This window comes from Parafrankia irregularis (assembly GCF_001536285.1).
Taxonomy (GTDB): domain Bacteria; phylum Actinomycetota; class Actinomycetes; order Frankiales; family Frankiaceae; genus Parafrankia; species Parafrankia irregularis.
Genome location: NZ_FAOZ01000018.1, coordinates 83430 through 101242, shown reverse-complemented (window position 1 = coordinate 101242; position 17813 = coordinate 83430). Strand labels below are relative to the sequence as shown.

Here is a 17813-nt window from a genome sequence, read left to right as displayed (position 1 = left end):
CGTCCCGGTCTCGGGCGAGCCAGCCCAGCTTGTCCCGCAGCCCGCTTCGGCGCGGTTACCCTGACACGCATGTACGCGTGGCCCTCTCCCCAGCTTCCCAGGCTTCCCGGACAGGGTCGCGACCTGCGTGTCCTCGACACGGCGAGCGGACGGGTGCGGGCGCTGCGGCCGGGTCCGACAGCCAGCCTCTACGTCTGTGGGATCACCCCCTACGACGCCACGCACCTGGGCCATGCGTTCACCTACCTCACCTACGACCTGGTGCAGCGGGTGCTGCGCGACGCCGGCCACGAGGTGCGTTACGTCCAGAACGTGACGGATGTCGACGACCCGCTGCTGGAGCGCGCCGACCGCGACGGCATCGACTGGCGTGACCTCGCCCGCCGCGAGATCGACCTGTTCCGCGCGGACATGACCGCGCTGCGCGTCCTGCCGCCCGACCACTACGTCGGCGTCGTCGAGGCCGTGCCGCTCATCGTCGAGATGATCGGCCAGCTGGTCGAGCGGGGGGCGGCCTACTCGGTCGAGGGCGACCTGTACTTCTCGGTGTCCTCGGCGAAGGAGTTCGGCGAGGTCGCCAGGCTGAGCCCGGCGCAGATGCTGGCGCTGTCCGCCGAGCGCGGCGGCGACCCCGGCCGGCCGGGCAAGAAGGACCCGCTGGACCCGCTGCTGTGGCGCGCCGAGCGGCCGGGGGAGCCGTCCTGGCCGTCTCCGTTCGGCCCGGGCCGGCCGGGCTGGCACGTCGAGTGCTCCGCCATCGCCCGCCACCATCTCGGCGCCCCGATCGACATCCAGGGCGGGGGCAGCGACCTCGTCTTCCCTCACCATGAGTGCAGCGCCGCGCACGCCGAGGTCGCGGGGGGCGCGGCGCCGTTCGCCCGCGCCTACGTACACACGGCCATGGTCGGCCTCGACGGCCACAAGATGTCGAAGTCCCGGGGGAACCTGGAGTTCGTCTCGCGGTTGCTGGCGGGCGGCGCGGACCCCGCGGCGATCAGGCTGGCACTGCTGCATCATCATCACACCGTGGAGTGGGAGTGGACGCCCGCGGACCTGCCGGCCGCCGACCTGATGGTGCGGCGGTGGCGGGCCGCGGCGGCACTGCCCGCACCCGCCGCGCCGGACGCCGGCCGGTTGCTCGCCGTGGTCCGGGATCGGCTGGCGGACGGCCTCGACGCACCGGGAGCCGTCACCGCCGTCGACGAGTGGGTGACGGCCGCGCTCGGTGCTGGCGGTGCCGGTGTGGGCGCTTCGGGGGCATCGGGGGGAACAGACGTGCTGGAGTCGGTGACCGTCCGCGATATCGTCGATGCGTTGCTCGGTATTGATCTTGGTTCGGGCCTACCGAGAGGAACGTAGCCCATGGGGGCGCACCACCGCCGGGAAGAGTCCGGCGCCGGCATGGAGCGGCCGACGTTCGACGAGGTCGCCCAGGGATACGACCGCCGCCAGGTCGACGACTACGTCGGTGTCCTGTGGCGGTACGCGAGCGAGGTGACGTCCCGGCTGGCGGCGGCGGAATCGGCACTGCGCCACGAGCGTGACCGCCAGGAGGCCCAGGCCCGCCTCGCCGAGGGCGTCCCCGCGCAGGCAGGCGGGCGGATCGGGCTCATGCTCGAGATCGCGCAGCGGGAGGCGGACGAGATCCTCGGCGCGGCCCGCCAGATCGCCCAGTCGGCGCTGGCGGAGGCCGTCGCCGAGGCCGGCGCCAACCATCCGATCGTGCGCGAGGCCCGCGAGCAGGCGGAGAAGCTCCTGCTCGACGCGGTCGAGGAGAGCCGCCGGCTCGCGCTCACCCGACACGAGGACCTCGAGGCCGAGATCGCCCGCGGCACGCACTCGCTGGACGCGCTGCGCCGCCAGCAGGGTGAGATCGTCGGCGCCGTCCTGCGGCTGCGCCGACTGCTCGGCGAGGACGAGATCGACCGTGCCGTCACCGATCTCGTCCGTTCCGGGCTCGCACCCGAGGGCCTGGCGGGCCACGTCGGCCACGGCACCGGCGCCGCGGCAACCGGCGGTGCCGCCACCGGCGCCGCGGCGGCAGGGCCCGCCGGCACCGGTGGCACCGGCTCCACCGGTGGAGCCGCTGGTTCCGGTGGAGCCGCCGGGACGGCCGCCACGGGGGGAGCCGCCACTGGGACGGCCACCGCCGCCCCAGCAGCCCCGCAGCCGGGAACGGGTGGTCCCGGCGCGGGTTTCGCCACCGACGGCTACATGGGCGCGCAGGCGACCGCCCCGTCCGGGTTCGCGGTGGGGGGAGTCCGGCACGCGACGGCAGGCGGGCGCGCGGGCCCGGCCGCGGCCGCCCGCCGCGGGCGGCACCGCCAGCAGCGCGATGTCGCCGACGCCGAGCCCTACCCGGCGGCGGACTCCTACGCGGCCACCGACCCGTACGCGGCCACTGACCCGTACGCCACGGCGGACCCATACGCCACGGCGGACCCGTACTCGACTCCCGGCCCGCGCTCCGCCGGCAACCCGAGTTCGGCGGCGGGCACCGCCGGCGGATTCGTGCCGGCGGGCGCGCAGGGCCGTGGCCCGGCGACCGGCGCGGTGCACATGCCCCCGGCAGGTCACCGGCCGGCGCGCGAGGAGGACATCATCGACGCCGAGATCGTCGAGGAGTGACCTCGCGCCCGCCGCGGCGGGCGCGAGGTGTGCGGTTATTCGCCCCGCCTGCGCAGGTAACGCTCGAACTCCCGGGCGATGGCGTCGCCACTCGCCTCCGGCAGGGCGGTCTCCGGCTCGCGTGACTCCAGCGAGCGGACGTACTCGGCCACCTCGGAGTCGCCGGCGGCGAGCTCGTCCACCTGCCGTTCCCAGGCCTTCGCCTTGTCGGGCAGCTCGCCGAGGGGGATCTCCATGTCGAGAAGGTCCTCGACCCGGCGCAGCAGAGCCAGCGTCGCCTTCGGGCATGGCGGGTTCGCCACATAGTGCGGTACGGCCGCCCAGAACGACACCGATGCCAGCTCCGCCCGGGAGCAGGCGTCGGAGAACACCCCGACGATCCCGGTCGGCCCCTCGTAGCGGGACGCCTCCAGCCCCAGCCGGGCAGCGGTCGCCGGATCGCCGGCGGTGCCGCTGATCGGAACGGGGCGGGTGTGCGGAGAGTCGGCGAGCAGGGCACCCAACGTGATGACCATGTCGCTGCCCAGCGCGTGGACCGCCTCGATCAGCTCGTCGGTGAACCCCCGCCAGCGCATGTTCGGCTCGAGCCCACGCACCAGCACGAGGTCGGAGTCCGACTTCGCCGGCCGGGCGACCGACAGCCGGGTCGTCGGCCAGGCGATCTTGCGTGAGGCGCCGTCGGTGCCGCTCACCGTCGGCCGGTTCACCTGGAAGTCGTAGTAGTCGTCGGGGTCGATCGCACCGATGACCCGAGCGCCGAAGACGTTCTCCAGGTGCTCAACGGCAGCCGACGATGCGTCGGCGGCGTCGTTCCAGCCCTCGAAGGCGGCCACGACCACCGGCGACCGTAGCTGGCCGACGCCGGAGAACTCGATCACCTACCACCTCCTGCCGCCACCTGGCGGCCCCCAGTCCCCGTAACAGGGCAACGGTACGTCCTCGCCGAGCGCGAGAACGTCTGTCGTCCAGTCTGCCGCGTGATCGCAACCTCCGCCTCAAGGGCGCCGAACAACCCCGGCCCGGGGGCCGTCACCGGCCCCGGGTGTTCCACAACGTCATGTCCCGTCGGAGAGGGTATGCCGCACAGGCGCCACCTGGGTGACGACGGGTCACCGCGGGGCTCCCCGGTGGCCCGCGGGCGGCCTTTCGACCCGGTCCCGGTACCCTTCCGGAAGCGTCCCAAGCGGCCGCGGACCTTTCGGAGGACGACATCCTGTGAGTGATTTGCCGGCGGCGGTTCTGCTCGACATGGACGGTCTGCTGGTCGACACCGAGCCGTTGTGGACGATCGCGGAGCATGAGGCGGCCGCGCGCCTGGGCCGGGAGTTCACCCCCGAGATGAAGCAGGCCATGATCGGGCACGGTATCGACACCGCCGTCCCGATCATGCTGGAGATGCTGGGAGCCCCGGCTGCGGAGGAACCCGCGACCGCCGAGTTCCTGCTGCGCCGGTCGGCCGAGCTCTTCCGGGAGCCGGGGGCGATCATCCCCCAGCCGGGCGCGCCGGAGCTGCTGGGTGTCCTCACCGCCGCGGGCGTGCCGACCGCGCTGGTCTCCTCCTCGTTCCGGTCCCTGGTGGACCCGGTGGTCGCCCTGCTCGGCGCGCGGCACTTCACCGTGACCGTCGCCGGCGACGAGGTCGAGCGGCGCAAGCCGCACCCCGACCCGTACCTGGCCGCCACCCGGCTGCTCGGCGTCGACCCCGCCGCCTGCGTCGTGCTGGAGGACAGCCTCACCGGCGCGGCCGCCGGTGTCGCCGCCGGCTGCGTGACGGTCCTCGTGCCGTCGATGCCGATCCCGGCCGGCCAGGACCTCCCGCCCGTCCAGGCCCGGGTCGCCAACCTGCACGAGGTCGACCTGGCGCTGCTCGCCGGCCTCGTCCGGCGCTCCGACGCGACCTGACCGCGCACCGACGTCACCTGACCGCGCACCGACGTCAGGTGACGTCGTACCGACGTCAGGTGACGTCGTACCGGCGTACCGGCCTGAACTACGCCTGACGGCCTCACCACGGTCATGGCGATCACCCGTTCAGGTCGAGGCGATCGCGCGCAGGATGTCCATCCGGGCAGCGCGGCGGGCGGGGAAGACCGCGGCGAGCACGCCCAGCAGCGCCCCGACGATCATCACGGCGATGATGGTGCCGACGGGATAGGCGAAGGTGCTCACGCCCTGGCTCTCCAGGGCTCCGGTGAGCGCCCAGCCGAAGAAGCTGCCGACGACCACGCCGAGCACCGCGCCGAAGATCGCGATGATCACGGACTCGACGATCACCATCAGCCGCATCTGCGGCCGGGTCATCCCGATCGCGCGCAGCATGCCGATCTCGCGAGTGCGTTCGATCACCGACAACGCGAGGGTGTTCACGATGCCGAACAGTGCGATGACCACGGCCAGGGCCAGCAGGACGTACACGAACCCGAGCAGCTGGTCGACCTGTTTCTCCTGCTCGGCCACGAACTCGCTCTGGTCGTTGACCTTCAGGTTGGCGTACGGCTTGACTACCTTGTCGATCTCGGCCCGCACCGCGGCCGGGTCGGCGTCGTCGGCCCTCTGGACCATCACGAACAGATCCAGGTTGTTGCCGGAGTGCTTCTCGTAGTCGCCGGTGGTGATGAGGACCGGACCGGCGATCGTGCTCTCCTCGTAGGTTCCGACCAGGGTCAGGTTCGTGGTGCCGTCGGGGAACGTGACCGGTACCGGCGCGCCGACCCGCAGGCCCTGCTCCTGGGCGATCTTCTCGTCCATGAGAACCGAACCGTCCCCGAGTGCGCTGAGGTCGCCGTCGACCTGCTTGATCGCCAGTAGCTGGCGCAGGCCCGCGGGATCGCCGGCGGTGACGGACGACGTCTTCGACCCCAGCTTGATCGCGGTGCTGCGCACGCCGCTGGAGGTGGCCACGCCGGGCAGGTCCTTCAGGCCCTTGGCGACCTCCGGACTGAAACTGGCGTAGTTCTCCCCGAACACGTAGAAGTCGGCGCCGAGGCTGCTCGACACCGTCTCCCGCACCGACTCCTTGATGGACTGCCCGAGGACGGCGAACGCGCTCACCAGCGCGAGGCCGATCATCAGCGCCGACGCGGTGGACGCGGTGCGCCGCGGGTTGCGGATCGCGTTCTCCTGCCCGATCCGGCCGCTGGTCCCGAACAGCGCACGCAGCGGCATGCCCACGATCCGCGTCACCGGCGGGGCGAGCAGAGGGGAGAGCGTGGTGATGCCGAGGAAGACGAAGGCGGCGCCGGCCCCGACGACGGTCGCGTTCGCGGACTCGCCCGTGGTCAGCCCGGCCACGACCATGATGGCGCCGAGCCCGGTCAGGACACCGCCGGCGATCGCCCGGGTGCGCAGCGACCTGGTGGGCAGCACGTAGGTCTCGCGCATCGCGGCCACCGGAGGCACCGTGGCCGCCTTGCGGGCGGGCACGAACGCGGCGGCGCTGGTGACCAGCAGCCCGATGAGGTAGGCGACGAGGATCGTCCGGGCCTGGAACACCAGGCTGCTCGATGGCAGCGACACCCCGAACGCCCCGACGGCCGCCCGCAGCCCCACCGCGAGCAGCGCTCCGAGCGCAAGCCCCACGGTCGCGCCGATGAAGCCGACGATCAGCGCCTCGAGCTGGACGGAGAGCTGGACCTGGCCGCGGCTGGCACCGATCGCGCGCAGCAGCGCCAGCTCACGGACGCGTTGCGCGACCAGCATCGTGAAGGTGTTGAAGATGATGAACGCGCCGACGAACATCGCGATGCCGGCGAAGACGAGCAGGAATGTGGAGAAGCCTCCGATGGCGTCCTGCACGGCGCTCGCGCTCTCCTCGGCGAGGGCCGTACCGGTGATCGCCTCGATGCCGGCGGGGAGCACCGCGGCGACCCGCTGCCGCAGCTGCTCCTGGGTCAACCCGTCGGCCGCCGCGAGGTTGATCGAGGTGAACCTGTCAGGGGCGAGCATCAGGCGCTGCGCTGTGGCCGTGTCGAACACGGTGACGATGGCGCCGCCCATGCTGTCCTCGCCACCGATGCGGAACGTGCCGGCGAGGGTGAACTCCTCCGGGTTCGCGGCGGTCTGTACGGAGAGCTTCTGCCCGAGGGTGAGGTGGTACTTGTCGGCGGTCGCCTTGTCGACGGCGATCTCCTGGCCGGTCGGGGCGTGACCGTCGGCGATCGTCTCGGCGCTGGTCGGGGAGTCGCCGCTCCAGTTCACCCCGATGCCCGGCGCTCCGCCGCTCGAGAACGGATCGCCCGTCGCGGGGTTGATCAGCGTCGCCGTCCCGCGGACCACGCCGTTCGCGGCCGCGACCCCGTCGACCTTGGCCAGGGTCGGCACCAGCGAGGCGTCCACCGGGCGCCGGCTGTTCATGTCCTGGTTGCCCACCGCGTTGACAGCGCGGACCGAGACGCTGACGTTCTTGTTGATGTCGGTGAAGAGGGTGTCGAAGGTGCGGTTCAGGGTGTCGGTCAGGACCAGCGTGCCGGTGACGAAGCTGACGCCCACGACCACCGCGAGCACGGACAGCATCAACCGGACCTTGCGGGCCAGCAGGCTCCGCAGCGTCGCGCGCAGCATCCCTCAGGACCACCCACCCGGCTGGGGCCGGCCGATCGCCGGCCCATCGGGGCGACCCCCGCGCGGGTCCGGGCGGCCGAAGTCGACGGGAGCCGTGTCCGTGGGGCCCGGCGCCGCGTAGCCGGACAGGCCGCGATCGGCGGGGCCACGGTCGGACCCGCTGTAGTCGGACGCGCTGTAGTCGGACCTGCTGTGACCGGCCGCGCCGTAGCCGGGCGTCAGATCGCCGGGGTACTCGTCATCCGGGGCGTCGTAGTCACCGTGGTCGGCGTCGACGGGGGTCCGCTGGGTGCGCGCGGACCGCGGCCGAGGCGGCCCGCCGTCGAACGGCCCGTCGTCGAACTCGGTGTCCGGGTGGGTGCCGGCACCTCCGCGGGCGAGCGCGTCCAGGTTCTTCATCCGGTCGAGGACGGCGTCCGGGGTCGGTTCGGCCATCGCGTCGACCAGACGACCGTCCGCGAGGAAGATCACCTCGTCGGAGTACGAGGCGGCCGTCGGGTCGTGGGTGACCATGACCACGGTCTGGCCCAGCTCACGCACCGAGTCGCGCAGGAACGACAGGACCTCCGCACCGGACTGCGAGTCGAGGTTGCCGGTCGGCTCGTCGGCGAAGATGATCTCCGGCCGGGTGACGAGCGCGCGGGCGCAGGCGACCCGCTGCTGCTGCCCTCCGGAAAGCTCCGGTGGGCGGTGGCCGAGCCGCTTCTCCAGACCGACGGCCTCGACGACCATCCGCATCCACTTCTTGTCGGGCCGGCGGCCCGCGATGTCCAGCGGCAGGGTGATGTTCTCGGCCGCGGTGAGCGTGGGCAGCAGGTTGAACTGCTGGAAGATGAAGCCGATCCGGTCCCGGCGAAGCTGGGTGAGCTGCCGGTCGCCCAGGCGGGAGAGATCGATGTCCCCGATGAAGACCCGCCCGGAGGTGACCGGGTCCAGGCCGGCGAGGCAGTGCATCAGGGTCGACTTGCCCGAGCCGGACGGGCCCATGATCGCGGTGAATCTGCCGTAGGGGAAGGTCAGGTCGATACCGCGCAGAGCGGTCACCGCGGTGGGGCCCGAGCCGTAGACCTTGGTGAGCCTGGAGGCGCGCGCGGCTGAGCCCTGCCGGCGGCCGGAGCCACGGCGGGCAGGCGGGTGGTCCGATGCGGGGCGTCGGGCCATTGCGTTCCTCCAAGTCGCGTACTACGTCACCGGCCGGCGGGTGCTGCCCGTGCGGCGCCTCCGGTCCGGGGGCTCCGAACGAACAACGCGGAAGGTAAGATCAACATCTTTCCGCCTGACATGTTCGCAGCTGACGGTAACCGGCCCGGCCTTGGGCCGTACTGCCGGATATTCCGGACATGCTCCCACCGGTCACGCCCGGTGACCACACTGCGGGTGTGGACCGCTCCCGGCGGCGCCGCCGACCGGTCAGCCATCGGCCTCACACACCGCGGGCGCGCCGTCGTCGACCGGCACCTCGGCCACGCTTTCCGGCAGCGGCGGAGGCGTCCCGCCGAAGGCCGGGCAGCGCACCTTGTGGTCGCACCAGTCGCACAGCCGGCCCGGGGTCGCCCGCCAGTCGCCCGTGCGGTGGGCGCGCGCGATGGCCGCCCACAGCGCCTCGATGCGGCGTTCGGTCGCCCGCAGTTCGTCCTCGTCCGGAGCGGCCCGCAGCCAGGTGCGGTCGCCCAGGTAGTACAGCCGCAGCTCCCGCGGCAGAACACCACGGGAACGCCACAGGACCAGGGCGTAGAAGCGCATCTGGAACATCGCCGCGCCCTCGAACGCCGGGCCGGGAGACCGTCCCGTCTTGTAGTCGATGACGCGCAGCGCGGTGCCCTGCGGTGTCTGCGCCTCGTCCAGGCGGTCGACGTAGCCGCGCAGCCGCAGGCCGGACCCGAGAACGTGCTCGACGTACAGCTCGCGCGCCGCCGGCGCGAGCCGGCGAGGGTCCTCCAGGGTGAAGTAGCCGGTGAGAAGGTCGCGGGCGCTGTCCAGCCAGGCCGCCAGCGCGGTGGGATCGGTGAACAGACCGCCCAGCGACGCGTCCCTCGCCAGCAGGTCCGCCCAGACCGGCTCGACCAGGCCCGCCGCCGCCGGCTGGGTGCGCTCGCGGGCGGGGAGATCGAACAGCCGCTCGAGCACCCCGTGCACCACCGTGCCACGGGTCGCCGCCTCACTCGGCGGTTCGGGGATCCGGTCGATCACCCGGAAGCGGTAGCGCAGCGGGCAGTTGACGAAGTCGGCGGCCCGAGAAGGCGACAGCGAGGCCACCGGACGAGGGCCCTGCGAGGGAACCGACGGAACCGGCGGATCCCCGGCCCGGCCGGGCTGCCCTCCGAGCTGCCCTCCGAGCTGCCCGGGAGAACGACCCTCGGCGCCCCGGCCGGCGGCACCCGGCGTGCCGGACACCGGCCTCGCCGCCGCCGTGTCCTCGGCCGCCGTGACCTCCGCCGCCTGGGCATCGGTAGCCGGTGCGTCGGCAGTCGGAACAGGTGGGGCGGAGGCCGGTCCTGTGCTCATGGGTCCGACCCTAGAACGCCCCACCGACACGATCGGTCCCGGCTCGTGCCGGTGCCGGTCGCGGTGTCCCGAACGACCGTGGCGCCAGCCCTGCCCGCGAACCGGGCGTGACGCAGCCCACCGGGAGCAACCGGGCATCTGTGGGAGGAGGGGCGTCATCCGGACCGGACAGAGCGCCGGTTGGTCCGTAGCATCTACACCTATGGAGGGTCAGCCCGGTCCGGGGCAGCGCAGAGCATCGGGGGCGACCGAGCCGCCCGAGCGGCGCCCGGCCGAGCGTCCGCAGGGGCTGCGGGTCGGCGCGGTGCACGGCGTCCCGATCTTCGTGTCGCCGATGGCACTGGTCTTCGCGGCACTGGTCGCCTCGCTGCTGGTCGGCACGATCGGGAACCGGCTGCCGTCCGCGACCGACGAGCACGTGCTCGCGCTGTCCGTCATCGTGTCCGTGGGTTTCGTCCTGTCGCTGCTCGCGCACGAGATCGGGCATGCGCTGACCGCGCAGGGCTTCGGGCTGAGGGTCCGGTCGGTGACGATTCACGGGTTCGCGGGCTTCACCGAGTTCGAGCCCGAGCCACCGTCGGCTGGTCGCGAGTTCCTGATCGCCTTCGTCGGCCCGGCCGTCAACGGCGTCCTCGCCGGCCTCTGCTGGCTGGGGCTGCTGGCCGTCCCGGACGACGGAAGCATCGGAACGGTGCTGTTCTACCTGGGCTTCACGAACCTGACGCTGTTCGTGTTCAACCTGGCACCCGGCCTCCCGCTCGACGGCGGTCGCGTGGTGGTCGCCGCGGTGTGGGCGATCGGGCACGACAGGCTGCGCGGCCAGCGGGCCGGGGCCTACGGTGGCTTCGTCGTCGCCGGGGCGCTGGTGGTGTGGGGCACGCTGACCAGCTCGGACGGGTTCGGCGCCTTCTACGCGTACCTCCTGGCCGGTTTCCTGGGCTTCGGGGCCTACCAGTCGCTGCGGCTCACGAAGGTGCGGGAGCGGCTTCCGGGCCTGTCCGCGGGGCGGCTGGCCCGGCGCACGCTGCCCGTAGAGGGCGCGGTACCGCTCGGCGAGGCGCTTCGGCGGGCGCAGGAGGTCGGCGCGACGGCCGTCGCCGTCATCGACCGGGGCGGCATGCCGGTCAAGATCATGAATGGTCTGTCGGTGGATGCGATGCCGCAGCACCGCCGGCCGTGGACGACCGTCGACGAGGTGAGCCGGACCATCGGCCCGGGGATGACCCTGCAGGCCGAGCTCGAGGGCGAGGCGCTGCTGTCCGCGGTGCAGCGCGTTCCCGCTCCGGAGTACCTCGTCGTCCAGCACGGCCGGCCGGTCGGTGTGCTGGCGATGGTCGACCTCGTGGCCAGGATCGACCCCGCGGCCGCGGCCCGTATGGTCTCTTCTCGGTGACGTTTCGAAAAGCAGGGCGTGTGGTGGCCGTGGGCTGACCGCGGGCACGCGCCGAGAGGACATCGAGATCAGTACTGACCCGACCCCGCCGCACGCGGTCGCGTCCGGCGCCCATCCGGAGCCGGCGGCGAGCGAGCACCGTGAGAACGAGCCGACGCATCGCCCAGGCACGGCACAGGAGCCGGTCGAGCTCCTGCCCGTGAGCGGGGAGATCCCGCCCGACCTGGGAGAGATCGCGGCCGGTCGAGCCCCGACCGGTGCCGCGCATCGCCGCGGGGTCTTCACCAAGGGCGACCGTGTCCAGCTCACCGACCCGAAGGGCCGGCGGCACACGGTCGTGCTGGAGCCCGGCAAGCAGTTCCACACCCATCGCGGCGCGATCCCGCACGACGACCTCCTCGGGCAGCCGGAGGGCATCGTGGTGCACAGCACCGGTGGAACCGACTACCTCGCGCTGCGGCCGCTGCTGGCCGACTTCGTCCTGTCGATGCCGCGCGGCGCGACCGTCGTGTACCCGAAGGACGCGGCGGCGATCGTCATGTACGCGGACGTGTTCCCGGGGGCGCGGGTCCTCGAGGCGGGTGCCGGGTCGGGGGCGCTGTCGTGCGCCCTGTTGCGCGCGGTGGGCGACGCGGGTCGTCTGGTCTCCTACGAGCGCCGGGCCGACTTCGCGGAGGTGGCACGCAAGAACGTGGAGGCGTTCTTCGGCGGACCACATCCAGCGCACACGCTGCACGTCGGCGATCTGGGCGAGACGTCCGAAAAGGGTATGGACAGGGTGATTCTGGACATGCTCGCCCCCTGGGAGGTCGTGGGTGTCGCGGCCGCCGCGCTCATCCCCGGCGGGGTGCTGTGCGCCTACGTCGCGACGACCACCCAGCTCTCCCGCACGGTCGAGACGCTGCGGGAGCACGGTGGCTTCGCCGAGCCGGCGGCCTGGGAGACGATGATGCGCGACTGGCACGTCGAGGGGCTGGCGGTGCGGCCGGGCCACCGCATGGTCGGCCACACCGGTTTCCTGGTGACGGCCCGGAAGCTGGCGGACGGCGTCACCGCCCCGCCACGGCGTCGCCGGCCCGCCAAGGGCTCCTACCCGGCCGGGCAGCTGGACCAGGGCAACCCGTCAGGTCTGGCGGACCCCTCGAGCCTGGTGGATCCTTCGAGCCTCCCGGGCCCCACGGGCGCCGCGGTGCCTCCCGGGCTGGCGGTGCCCTCGGGCGAGCCGGATCGGGCGGTCGGGCTGGATCAGCCGGACGAGGTGGGCCAGGCGGACCATTCGGACGAGGCGGGCCAGCCGGACGGGACGCAGTCGCAGGCGTAGATCCGAGCCATGGGCGTGATCCGTGCCATGGGCGTGCAGCCGGATGACCCGATTCGTTCAGACCCGCCGGAGAGGCCAGGTGGGCGGGGGATGCGGCCGGTGCTGCTCGGGTGCCGTGGCCGCCGGTTTAGGCGGCGGGGTGGGCGGAGAGGTCTGCGGGGGTAAGCGCTGTCATCCGGCGTCCGCACGGGCCTGCTCCGCCGGCTCCTCCTGTGGGCCGCCGGCCTCCAGGGTGCCGTCCGCGTGTTCGAGGTAGATGCAGAAGCCAGGGCACTGCTCGGCGGCGTCACGGACCTCGGTGAGCAGCGGCAGCGGCACGACCACGTGGGTGCCGGGCTCGCTCTGCAGCTCGCCGTCGGCGTTCTTCACGTAGGCGAGGCCGTCGATGTCGAACTCGAACACGGAGGGTGCATACTGGACGCACAGACCGTCGCCGGTGCAGGAGTCCTGGTCGATGCGGACCCGGAGGTCGGGCGAGAGGTCGGGCGAATCGCCCGGGTTCACTGGTGTTGCCACAGAGCTCCGATCTTCTGTCACCATGGCACCGTAACCCGCTGTTTACGGCAAAGCCGCGTCGTACTCGTGCGACAGGCCTGCCAGCGGCTGTGACAACGGTAGTGTTGGTTGCGTCCCGGTCGGCACGGGGGAGGTGGAGGCGCGGTGTCCGGTCCCCGTTCGGGCTCTGGCTCCGGTGGGAGCACGGGTCGTCCTGGTGACGCCGATTCGCAACGGTCGGTGTCCGAGAAGGAAGTACACGAACTCACGACTCAGGTCACCTTCCTGGAGGAAGAAGTGGCCATGCTGCGGCGAAGGCTGTCTGAATCGCCTCGACAGGTACGTGTCCTGGAGGAGCGGCTTGCCCAGATACAGGCGGAGCTACAGACCGCCACCGGGCAGAACGACAGGCTTGTCGCGACCCTTCGGGAGGCACGTGACCAGATCATCTCGCTGAAGGAGGAGGTCGACCGGCTCGCGCAACCGCCGAGCGGGTACGGCGTCTTCGTCCATGGATACGACGACGGCACGGTCGACGTGTTCACGCAGGGCCGAAAGCTCCGCGTGACGGTGTCGCCGAACGTCGACGTGAAACTCCTGCAGCCCGGTCAGGAGGTCATGCTCAACGAGGCGCTCAACGTCGTGGAGATCCGCGCGTTCGAGCGGCAGGGCGAGATCGTCCTGCTCAAGGAGGTCCTCGAGAGCGGTGACCGGGCTCTGGTGATCGGCCATACCGACGAGGAACGGGTCGTCATGCTGGCCCAGCCCCTCCTGGACGGGCCGATCCGAGCGGGCGACTCGCTCCTCATCGAGCCCCGGTCGGGATTCGCCTTCGAGCGGATCCCGAAGTCCGAGGTCGAGGAGCTCGTCCTGGAAGAGGTGCCCGACATCGGGTACGAGCAGATCGGTGGGCTCAAGGGTCAGATCGAGTCGATCCGCGACGCCGTCGAGCTGCCGTTCCTCTACAAGGACCTGTTCCTGGAGCATCAGCTCAAGCCGCCGAAGGGTGTGCTGCTCTACGGCCCGCCCGGCTGCGGCAAGACGCTGATCGCCAAGGCGGTGGCGAACTCCCTGGCCAAGAAGGTCGAGGCACAGACAGGCCAGGGTTCCGGCCGGGCCTTCTTCCTCAACATCAAGGGTCCGGAGCTGCTCAACAAGTACGTCGGTGAGACCGAGCGGCAGATCCGGCTGGTGTTCCAGCGGGCGCGTGAGAAGGCGTCCGAGGGCATGCCGGTGATCGTGTTCTTCGACGAGATGGACTCGATCTTCCGGACCCGTGGCTCGGGTGTCTCCTCGGACGTGGAGAACACGATCGTTCCGCAGCTGCTCAGCGAGATCGACGGCGTCGAGCAGCTGGAGAACGTGATCGTGATCGGCGCGTCCAACCGGGAGGACATGATCGACCCGGCGATCCTGCGGCCGGGCCGGCTGGACGTGAAGATCAAGGTGGAGCGCCCCGACGCCGAGGCGGCCAAGGACATCTTCGCCAAGTACGTCCTGCCCGAGCTCCCGCTGCACGCCGACGATCTCGCCGAGCACGGAGGCAATCGCGAGGCGACCTGCCAGGGCATGATCCAGCGGGTCGTCGAGCGGATGTACGCCGAGAGCGAGGAGAACCGGTTCCTCGAGGTCACCTACGCCAACGGTGACAAGGAGGTCCTGTACTTCAAGGACTTCAACTCGGGTGCCATGATCGAGAACATCGTCGCTCGGGCGAAGAAGATGGCGGTGAAGGACCTCATCGAGAGCAACGTCCGGGGCCTGCGCATGCAGCACCTGCTGTCGGCGTGCCTGGACGAGTTCAAGGAGAACGAGGACCTGCCCAACACCACGAACCCGGACGACTGGGCCCGGATCTCCGGCAAGAAGGGCGAGCGGATCGTCTACATCCGCACGCTCGTCACCGGGACGAAGGGCACCGAGGCCGGGCGCTCCATCGACACCGTGGCGAACACCGGCCAGTACCTGTAGGTCGGATGAGCAGGTGGGTGCGGGGGCCGGTGGCGGGTCCGCACCGGTAGGGCACGCGCGGCGGCCGTCTCGCAAGGCGAGGCGGCCGCCGCCGCTTTGGTGCAACCCGCCTGCGTGGCGGCGCACTGGACATCCCGTGCCGCCACACCAGCAGTTCGCGCCAATGGGGCAAGCGGGGCATCGAGTCGCTTGATGGTCCGCAAGAAGCGCGGATTTCGGTTGCTGCAGCAGCCAAGATCCTCACTTCTGACCCGAAGATCTGGCGTGAGTCGCGGGTCGGTCGGCTCGGAAGAGCGGACGCCCCCGCTCGTAGCCGCGCTCCGGAAGATCTGAGGATCCTGGTCGTTCTGACGACCCCGATCCTCAGGTCTTGCTCGGCGGCAACGGTAGTCCGACGTCGCGGTTCGGAAGATCTGAGGATCGCGGTCATCCCAGTGACCAGAATCCTCAGGTCTTGCTCTCGGCAGGCGACCCGGGCCGGTTCTCCCTGCATCCGTGGAGGCCAGCGCAGCGGCCTGGCGACCCTTGCTCGGGGGTGGTGGCGGCAATGGCGGCCCGAAGCTCGGGGCTCTGCCTACATGCTCCCGGAGCCGGCTGACGATTCGTGCGGCCGGCGTCTGTGCCGTGACGAGCGCTTGTTGTCCCGCTGTGACGGTCTGTCGGGTCCGGCGCCCTCGCGAATTCAAGATAGTCAACGGTGTTGACGTGCGACCGCAACCGGAAACGATCATGAAAATTCATGCTGCTGTTCTTCGTTCCGGAACCCGCAAAGACCACATTTCCGTGGCCGGGGACCTTCCGGGCGGACGGTTCGGAACGACCAAGGGCGCCGTCCGGCCGCCCAGGTGGCTCCTCAGCACCTACGCTTGCATGGTGAGCGTGCGCCGGATCATGGGGATCGAGACCGAATACGGCGTGTCCGTGCCCGGTCAACCCAACACAAACCAGATGCTGGCCTCGTCGTTGGTGGTGAACTCGTACGCCAACAGAGCCGCGACCGGGGGCAGTCGTGCCAGGTGGGACTTCGAGGAGGAGTCCCCGCTGCGCGACGCCCGCGGCTTCGAGCTGCCCAGGGAGCCCGCGGTCGATCCGAGCGCACCCGCGAACGAGGATGACCTCGGGTTGGCGAACGTCATCCTGACGAACGGCGCCCGGCTGTACGTCGACCACGCCCACCCGGAGTTCTCGACGCCCGAGGTGACGAACCCACGCGACATCGTCCTGTGGGACAAGGCCGGCGAGCGGGTGATGGCCGAGGCGGCCCGCCGTGCCCTCGCGGTTCCCGGCACGATGCCGGTCCACCTGTACAAGAACAACACCGACAACAAGGGTGTCTCGTACGGCTGCCACGAGAACTACCTGATGGCCCGGTCCACCCCCTTCGGTGAGATCGTGCGGCATCTGACCCCGTTCTTCGTCTCCCGGCAGGTCGTCTGTGGCGCGGGCCGGGTGGGGATCGGCGCGGACGGGCGCGAGGCGGGCTTCCAGATCAGCCAGCGCGCGGACTTCTTCGAGGTCGAGGTCGGCCTGGAGACCACGCTCAAGCGCCCCATCATCAACACGCGCGACGAGCCGCACGCCGACCCCGAGAAGTACCGGCGCCTGCATGTGATCATCGGTGACGCCAACATGAGCGAGATCTCCACCTACCTCAAGGTGGGTACGACCTCGCTGGTGCTCGCCATGATCGAGGAGGGCTGGCTGGAGGTCGACCTGTCGGTGGACGCGCCGGTCGCGACCCTGCGGGCCATCTCCCACGACCCGTCGCTGCGGCACCTGCTGACGCTGCGCGACGGGCGGCGGATGACCGCGGTCCAGCTGCAGATGGAGTACTTCGAGCAGGCCCGCAAGTTCGTCGAGGACCGGCAGGGGGCGGACGTCGACGCCCAGACGGCCGATGTGCTCTCGCGCTGGGAGTCGGTGCTCGCTCGCCTGGAGGTCGACCCGATGTCCTGCTCACGGGAGCTGGACTGGGTGGCGAAGCTGTCGATCCTGGAGGGCTACCGCTCGCGCGACACGCTCGGCTGGGACTCGCCCCGGCTGCAGCTCGTCGACCTGCAGTACCACGACGTCCGGCCGGAGAAGGGCCTCTACAACCGCCTGGTGGAGCGTGGGCGCTTCAACCTGCTGCTCGGCGAGGATGAGGTCACCAGCGCGATGACGGAGCCTCCCGAGGACACCAGGGCGTTCTTCCGCGGCCGCTGCCTGGCGCAGTACCCGCAGCAGGTGGCTGCCGCGTCCTGGGATTCGGTCATCTTCGACATCGGCCGGGAATCGCTGCAGCGTGTGCCGACCCTGGAACCGCTGCGCGGCACCAAGGCCCATGTGGGCGCGTTGCTCGACCGTTGCCGTACCGCTTCCGACCTGGTGGACGCTCTGTCGGGGAACTGACACCCAATCGTTCTGGTGGGCGTGTCTCCGCAGGCCCGCACCGCGAGGCGGCGGTTCATCCGGGGATGGCGGACGGTGCCATGGGTGGTCGGAGTTTTTGCGCCCTCGGCGGACGAGGCGACGTCGTCGCAGGTTCGTGATGGAGTGGAGCACGCACCGGTCCATCGGAAGTTGTCGGTGGAGCGGGATAGTGTCGCCCCAGGCGATCGAAGGAGGCTCCCATGGCCCAGAGGGACAGCGGTGGCGGGCAGCAGCACACCAGCCGCCGCACCGACGAGAGTGGCGAGGCCCAGGTCGAGGAATCCGCTGCCTCGGACCTCAAGGAAAGGCACGAGAAGCTCTCCGAGGACGTCGACTCCCTGCTCGACGAAATCGACGACGTTCTTGAGGAGAACGCCGAGGAGTTCGTGAAGGGATACGTCCAGAAGGGCGGCCAGTAGGGTCTGTCGTCCCCGCGGGCGGTCAGGTCGGGCACTCGCCGTGCCCGGCTGACCGGCCCGCGGAGGGCTGCGGCGCTCTGACCTGAGCTGCTCTGACCTGAGTTGCTCT

At 71.1% G+C, this 17813-nt stretch carries 13 protein-coding genes; 8 read left to right on the top strand and 5 right to left on the bottom strand.

Features of this window, described 5'->3' with window-relative positions; genetic code table 11:
• Positions 1 to 69 precede the first annotated feature (69 nt).
• Together mshC and AWX74_RS40860 are read left to right on the top strand one after the other, a co-directional pair.
• Positions 70 to 1359, top strand: a complete 1290-nt coding sequence (gene mshC, locus AWX74_RS24025; RefSeq protein ID WP_091281214.1) for a cysteine--1-D-myo-inosityl 2-amino-2-deoxy-alpha-D-glucopyranoside ligase — start codon at positions 70 to 72, stop codon at positions 1357 to 1359.
• 3 nt (positions 1360 to 1362) lie between these two features.
• Positions 1363 to 2628, top strand: a complete 1266-nt coding sequence (locus tag AWX74_RS40860) for a DivIVA domain-containing protein (RefSeq protein ID WP_193209701.1) — start codon at positions 1363 to 1365, stop codon at positions 2626 to 2628.
• Positions 2629 to 2663: 35 nt separating this feature from the next.
• Here AWX74_RS40860 and AWX74_RS24015 read toward each other — a convergent pair whose 3' ends face one another.
• Positions 2664 to 3506 (bottom strand): PAC2 family protein, encoded by an 843-nt coding sequence (locus tag AWX74_RS24015; protein ID WP_006545928.1) that lies wholly within the window; start codon positions 3504 to 3506, stop codon positions 2664 to 2666.
• Between the two features lie 337 nt (positions 3507 to 3843).
• Here AWX74_RS24015 and AWX74_RS24010 point away from each other — a divergent pair, with 337 nt between their 5' ends.
• Complete coding sequence (locus AWX74_RS24010) at positions 3844 to 4530, top strand: HAD family hydrolase (protein WP_091281211.1); 687 nt, start codon at positions 3844 to 3846, stop codon at positions 4528 to 4530.
• A gap of 129 nt (positions 4531 to 4659) precedes the next feature.
• On the opposite strand, the gene AWX74_RS24005 is transcribed toward AWX74_RS24010, so the two are convergent.
• The 3 genes from AWX74_RS24005 to AWX74_RS23995 all read right to left on the bottom strand — a co-directional run bounded on the left by AWX74_RS24005 (position 4660) and on the right by AWX74_RS23995 (position 9693).
• On the bottom strand, positions 4660 to 7188 hold the full coding sequence (locus AWX74_RS24005; RefSeq protein ID WP_091281208.1) for an ABC transporter permease: 2529 nt from the start codon (positions 7186 to 7188) through the stop codon (positions 4660 to 4662).
• 3 nt (positions 7189 to 7191) lie between these two features.
• Complete coding sequence (locus AWX74_RS24000; protein WP_091281206.1) at positions 7192 to 8349, bottom strand: ABC transporter ATP-binding protein; 1158 nt, start codon at positions 8347 to 8349, stop codon at positions 7192 to 7194.
• A 249-nt stretch (positions 8350 to 8598) separates the two neighbouring features.
• Complete coding sequence (locus AWX74_RS23995; RefSeq protein WP_091281202.1) at positions 8599 to 9693, bottom strand: RecB family exonuclease; 1095 nt, start codon at positions 9691 to 9693, stop codon at positions 8599 to 8601.
• Between the two features lie 202 nt (positions 9694 to 9895).
• Between AWX74_RS23995 and AWX74_RS23990 the strand changes: the two genes are divergently transcribed.
• Positions 9896 to 11086 carry a site-2 protease family protein gene (locus AWX74_RS23990; RefSeq protein ID WP_091281200.1) on the top strand — a complete coding sequence of 397 codons (1191 nt, stop codon included), beginning with the start codon at positions 9896 to 9898 and terminating at the stop codon, positions 11084 to 11086.
• A 199-nt stretch (positions 11087 to 11285) separates the two neighbouring features.
• Positions 11286 to 12407: a tRNA (adenine-N1)-methyltransferase gene (locus tag AWX74_RS23985; protein WP_242666380.1), complete on the top strand. Its 1122-nt coding sequence runs from the start codon at positions 11286 to 11288 to the stop codon at positions 12405 to 12407.
• Between the two features lie 171 nt (positions 12408 to 12578).
• On the opposite strand, the gene AWX74_RS23980 is transcribed toward AWX74_RS23985, so the two are convergent.
• Positions 12579 to 12947 (bottom strand): ferredoxin, encoded by a 369-nt coding sequence (locus tag AWX74_RS23980; RefSeq protein WP_054566126.1) that lies wholly within the window; start codon positions 12945 to 12947, stop codon positions 12579 to 12581.
• Between the two features lie 120 nt (positions 12948 to 13067).
• Between AWX74_RS23980 and arc the strand changes: the two genes are divergently transcribed.
• From arc to AWX74_RS23965, 3 genes are all read left to right on the top strand, one after another.
• A complete protein-coding gene (arc, locus tag AWX74_RS23975) occupies positions 13068 to 14873 on the top strand; it encodes a proteasome ATPase (RefSeq protein ID WP_006539392.1) in 1806 nt (601 codons plus the stop codon).
• Between the two features lie 891 nt (positions 14874 to 15764).
• Complete coding sequence (gene dop, locus AWX74_RS23970; protein ID WP_054566568.1) at positions 15765 to 17264, top strand: depupylase/deamidase Dop; 1500 nt, start codon at positions 15765 to 15767, stop codon at positions 17262 to 17264.
• A gap of 221 nt (positions 17265 to 17485) precedes the next feature.
• Positions 17486 to 17704 carry a ubiquitin-like protein Pup gene (locus AWX74_RS23965; protein WP_054566127.1) on the top strand — a complete coding sequence of 73 codons (219 nt, stop codon included), beginning with the start codon at positions 17486 to 17488 and terminating at the stop codon, positions 17702 to 17704.
• Positions 17705 to 17813: the final 109 nt, after the last annotated feature.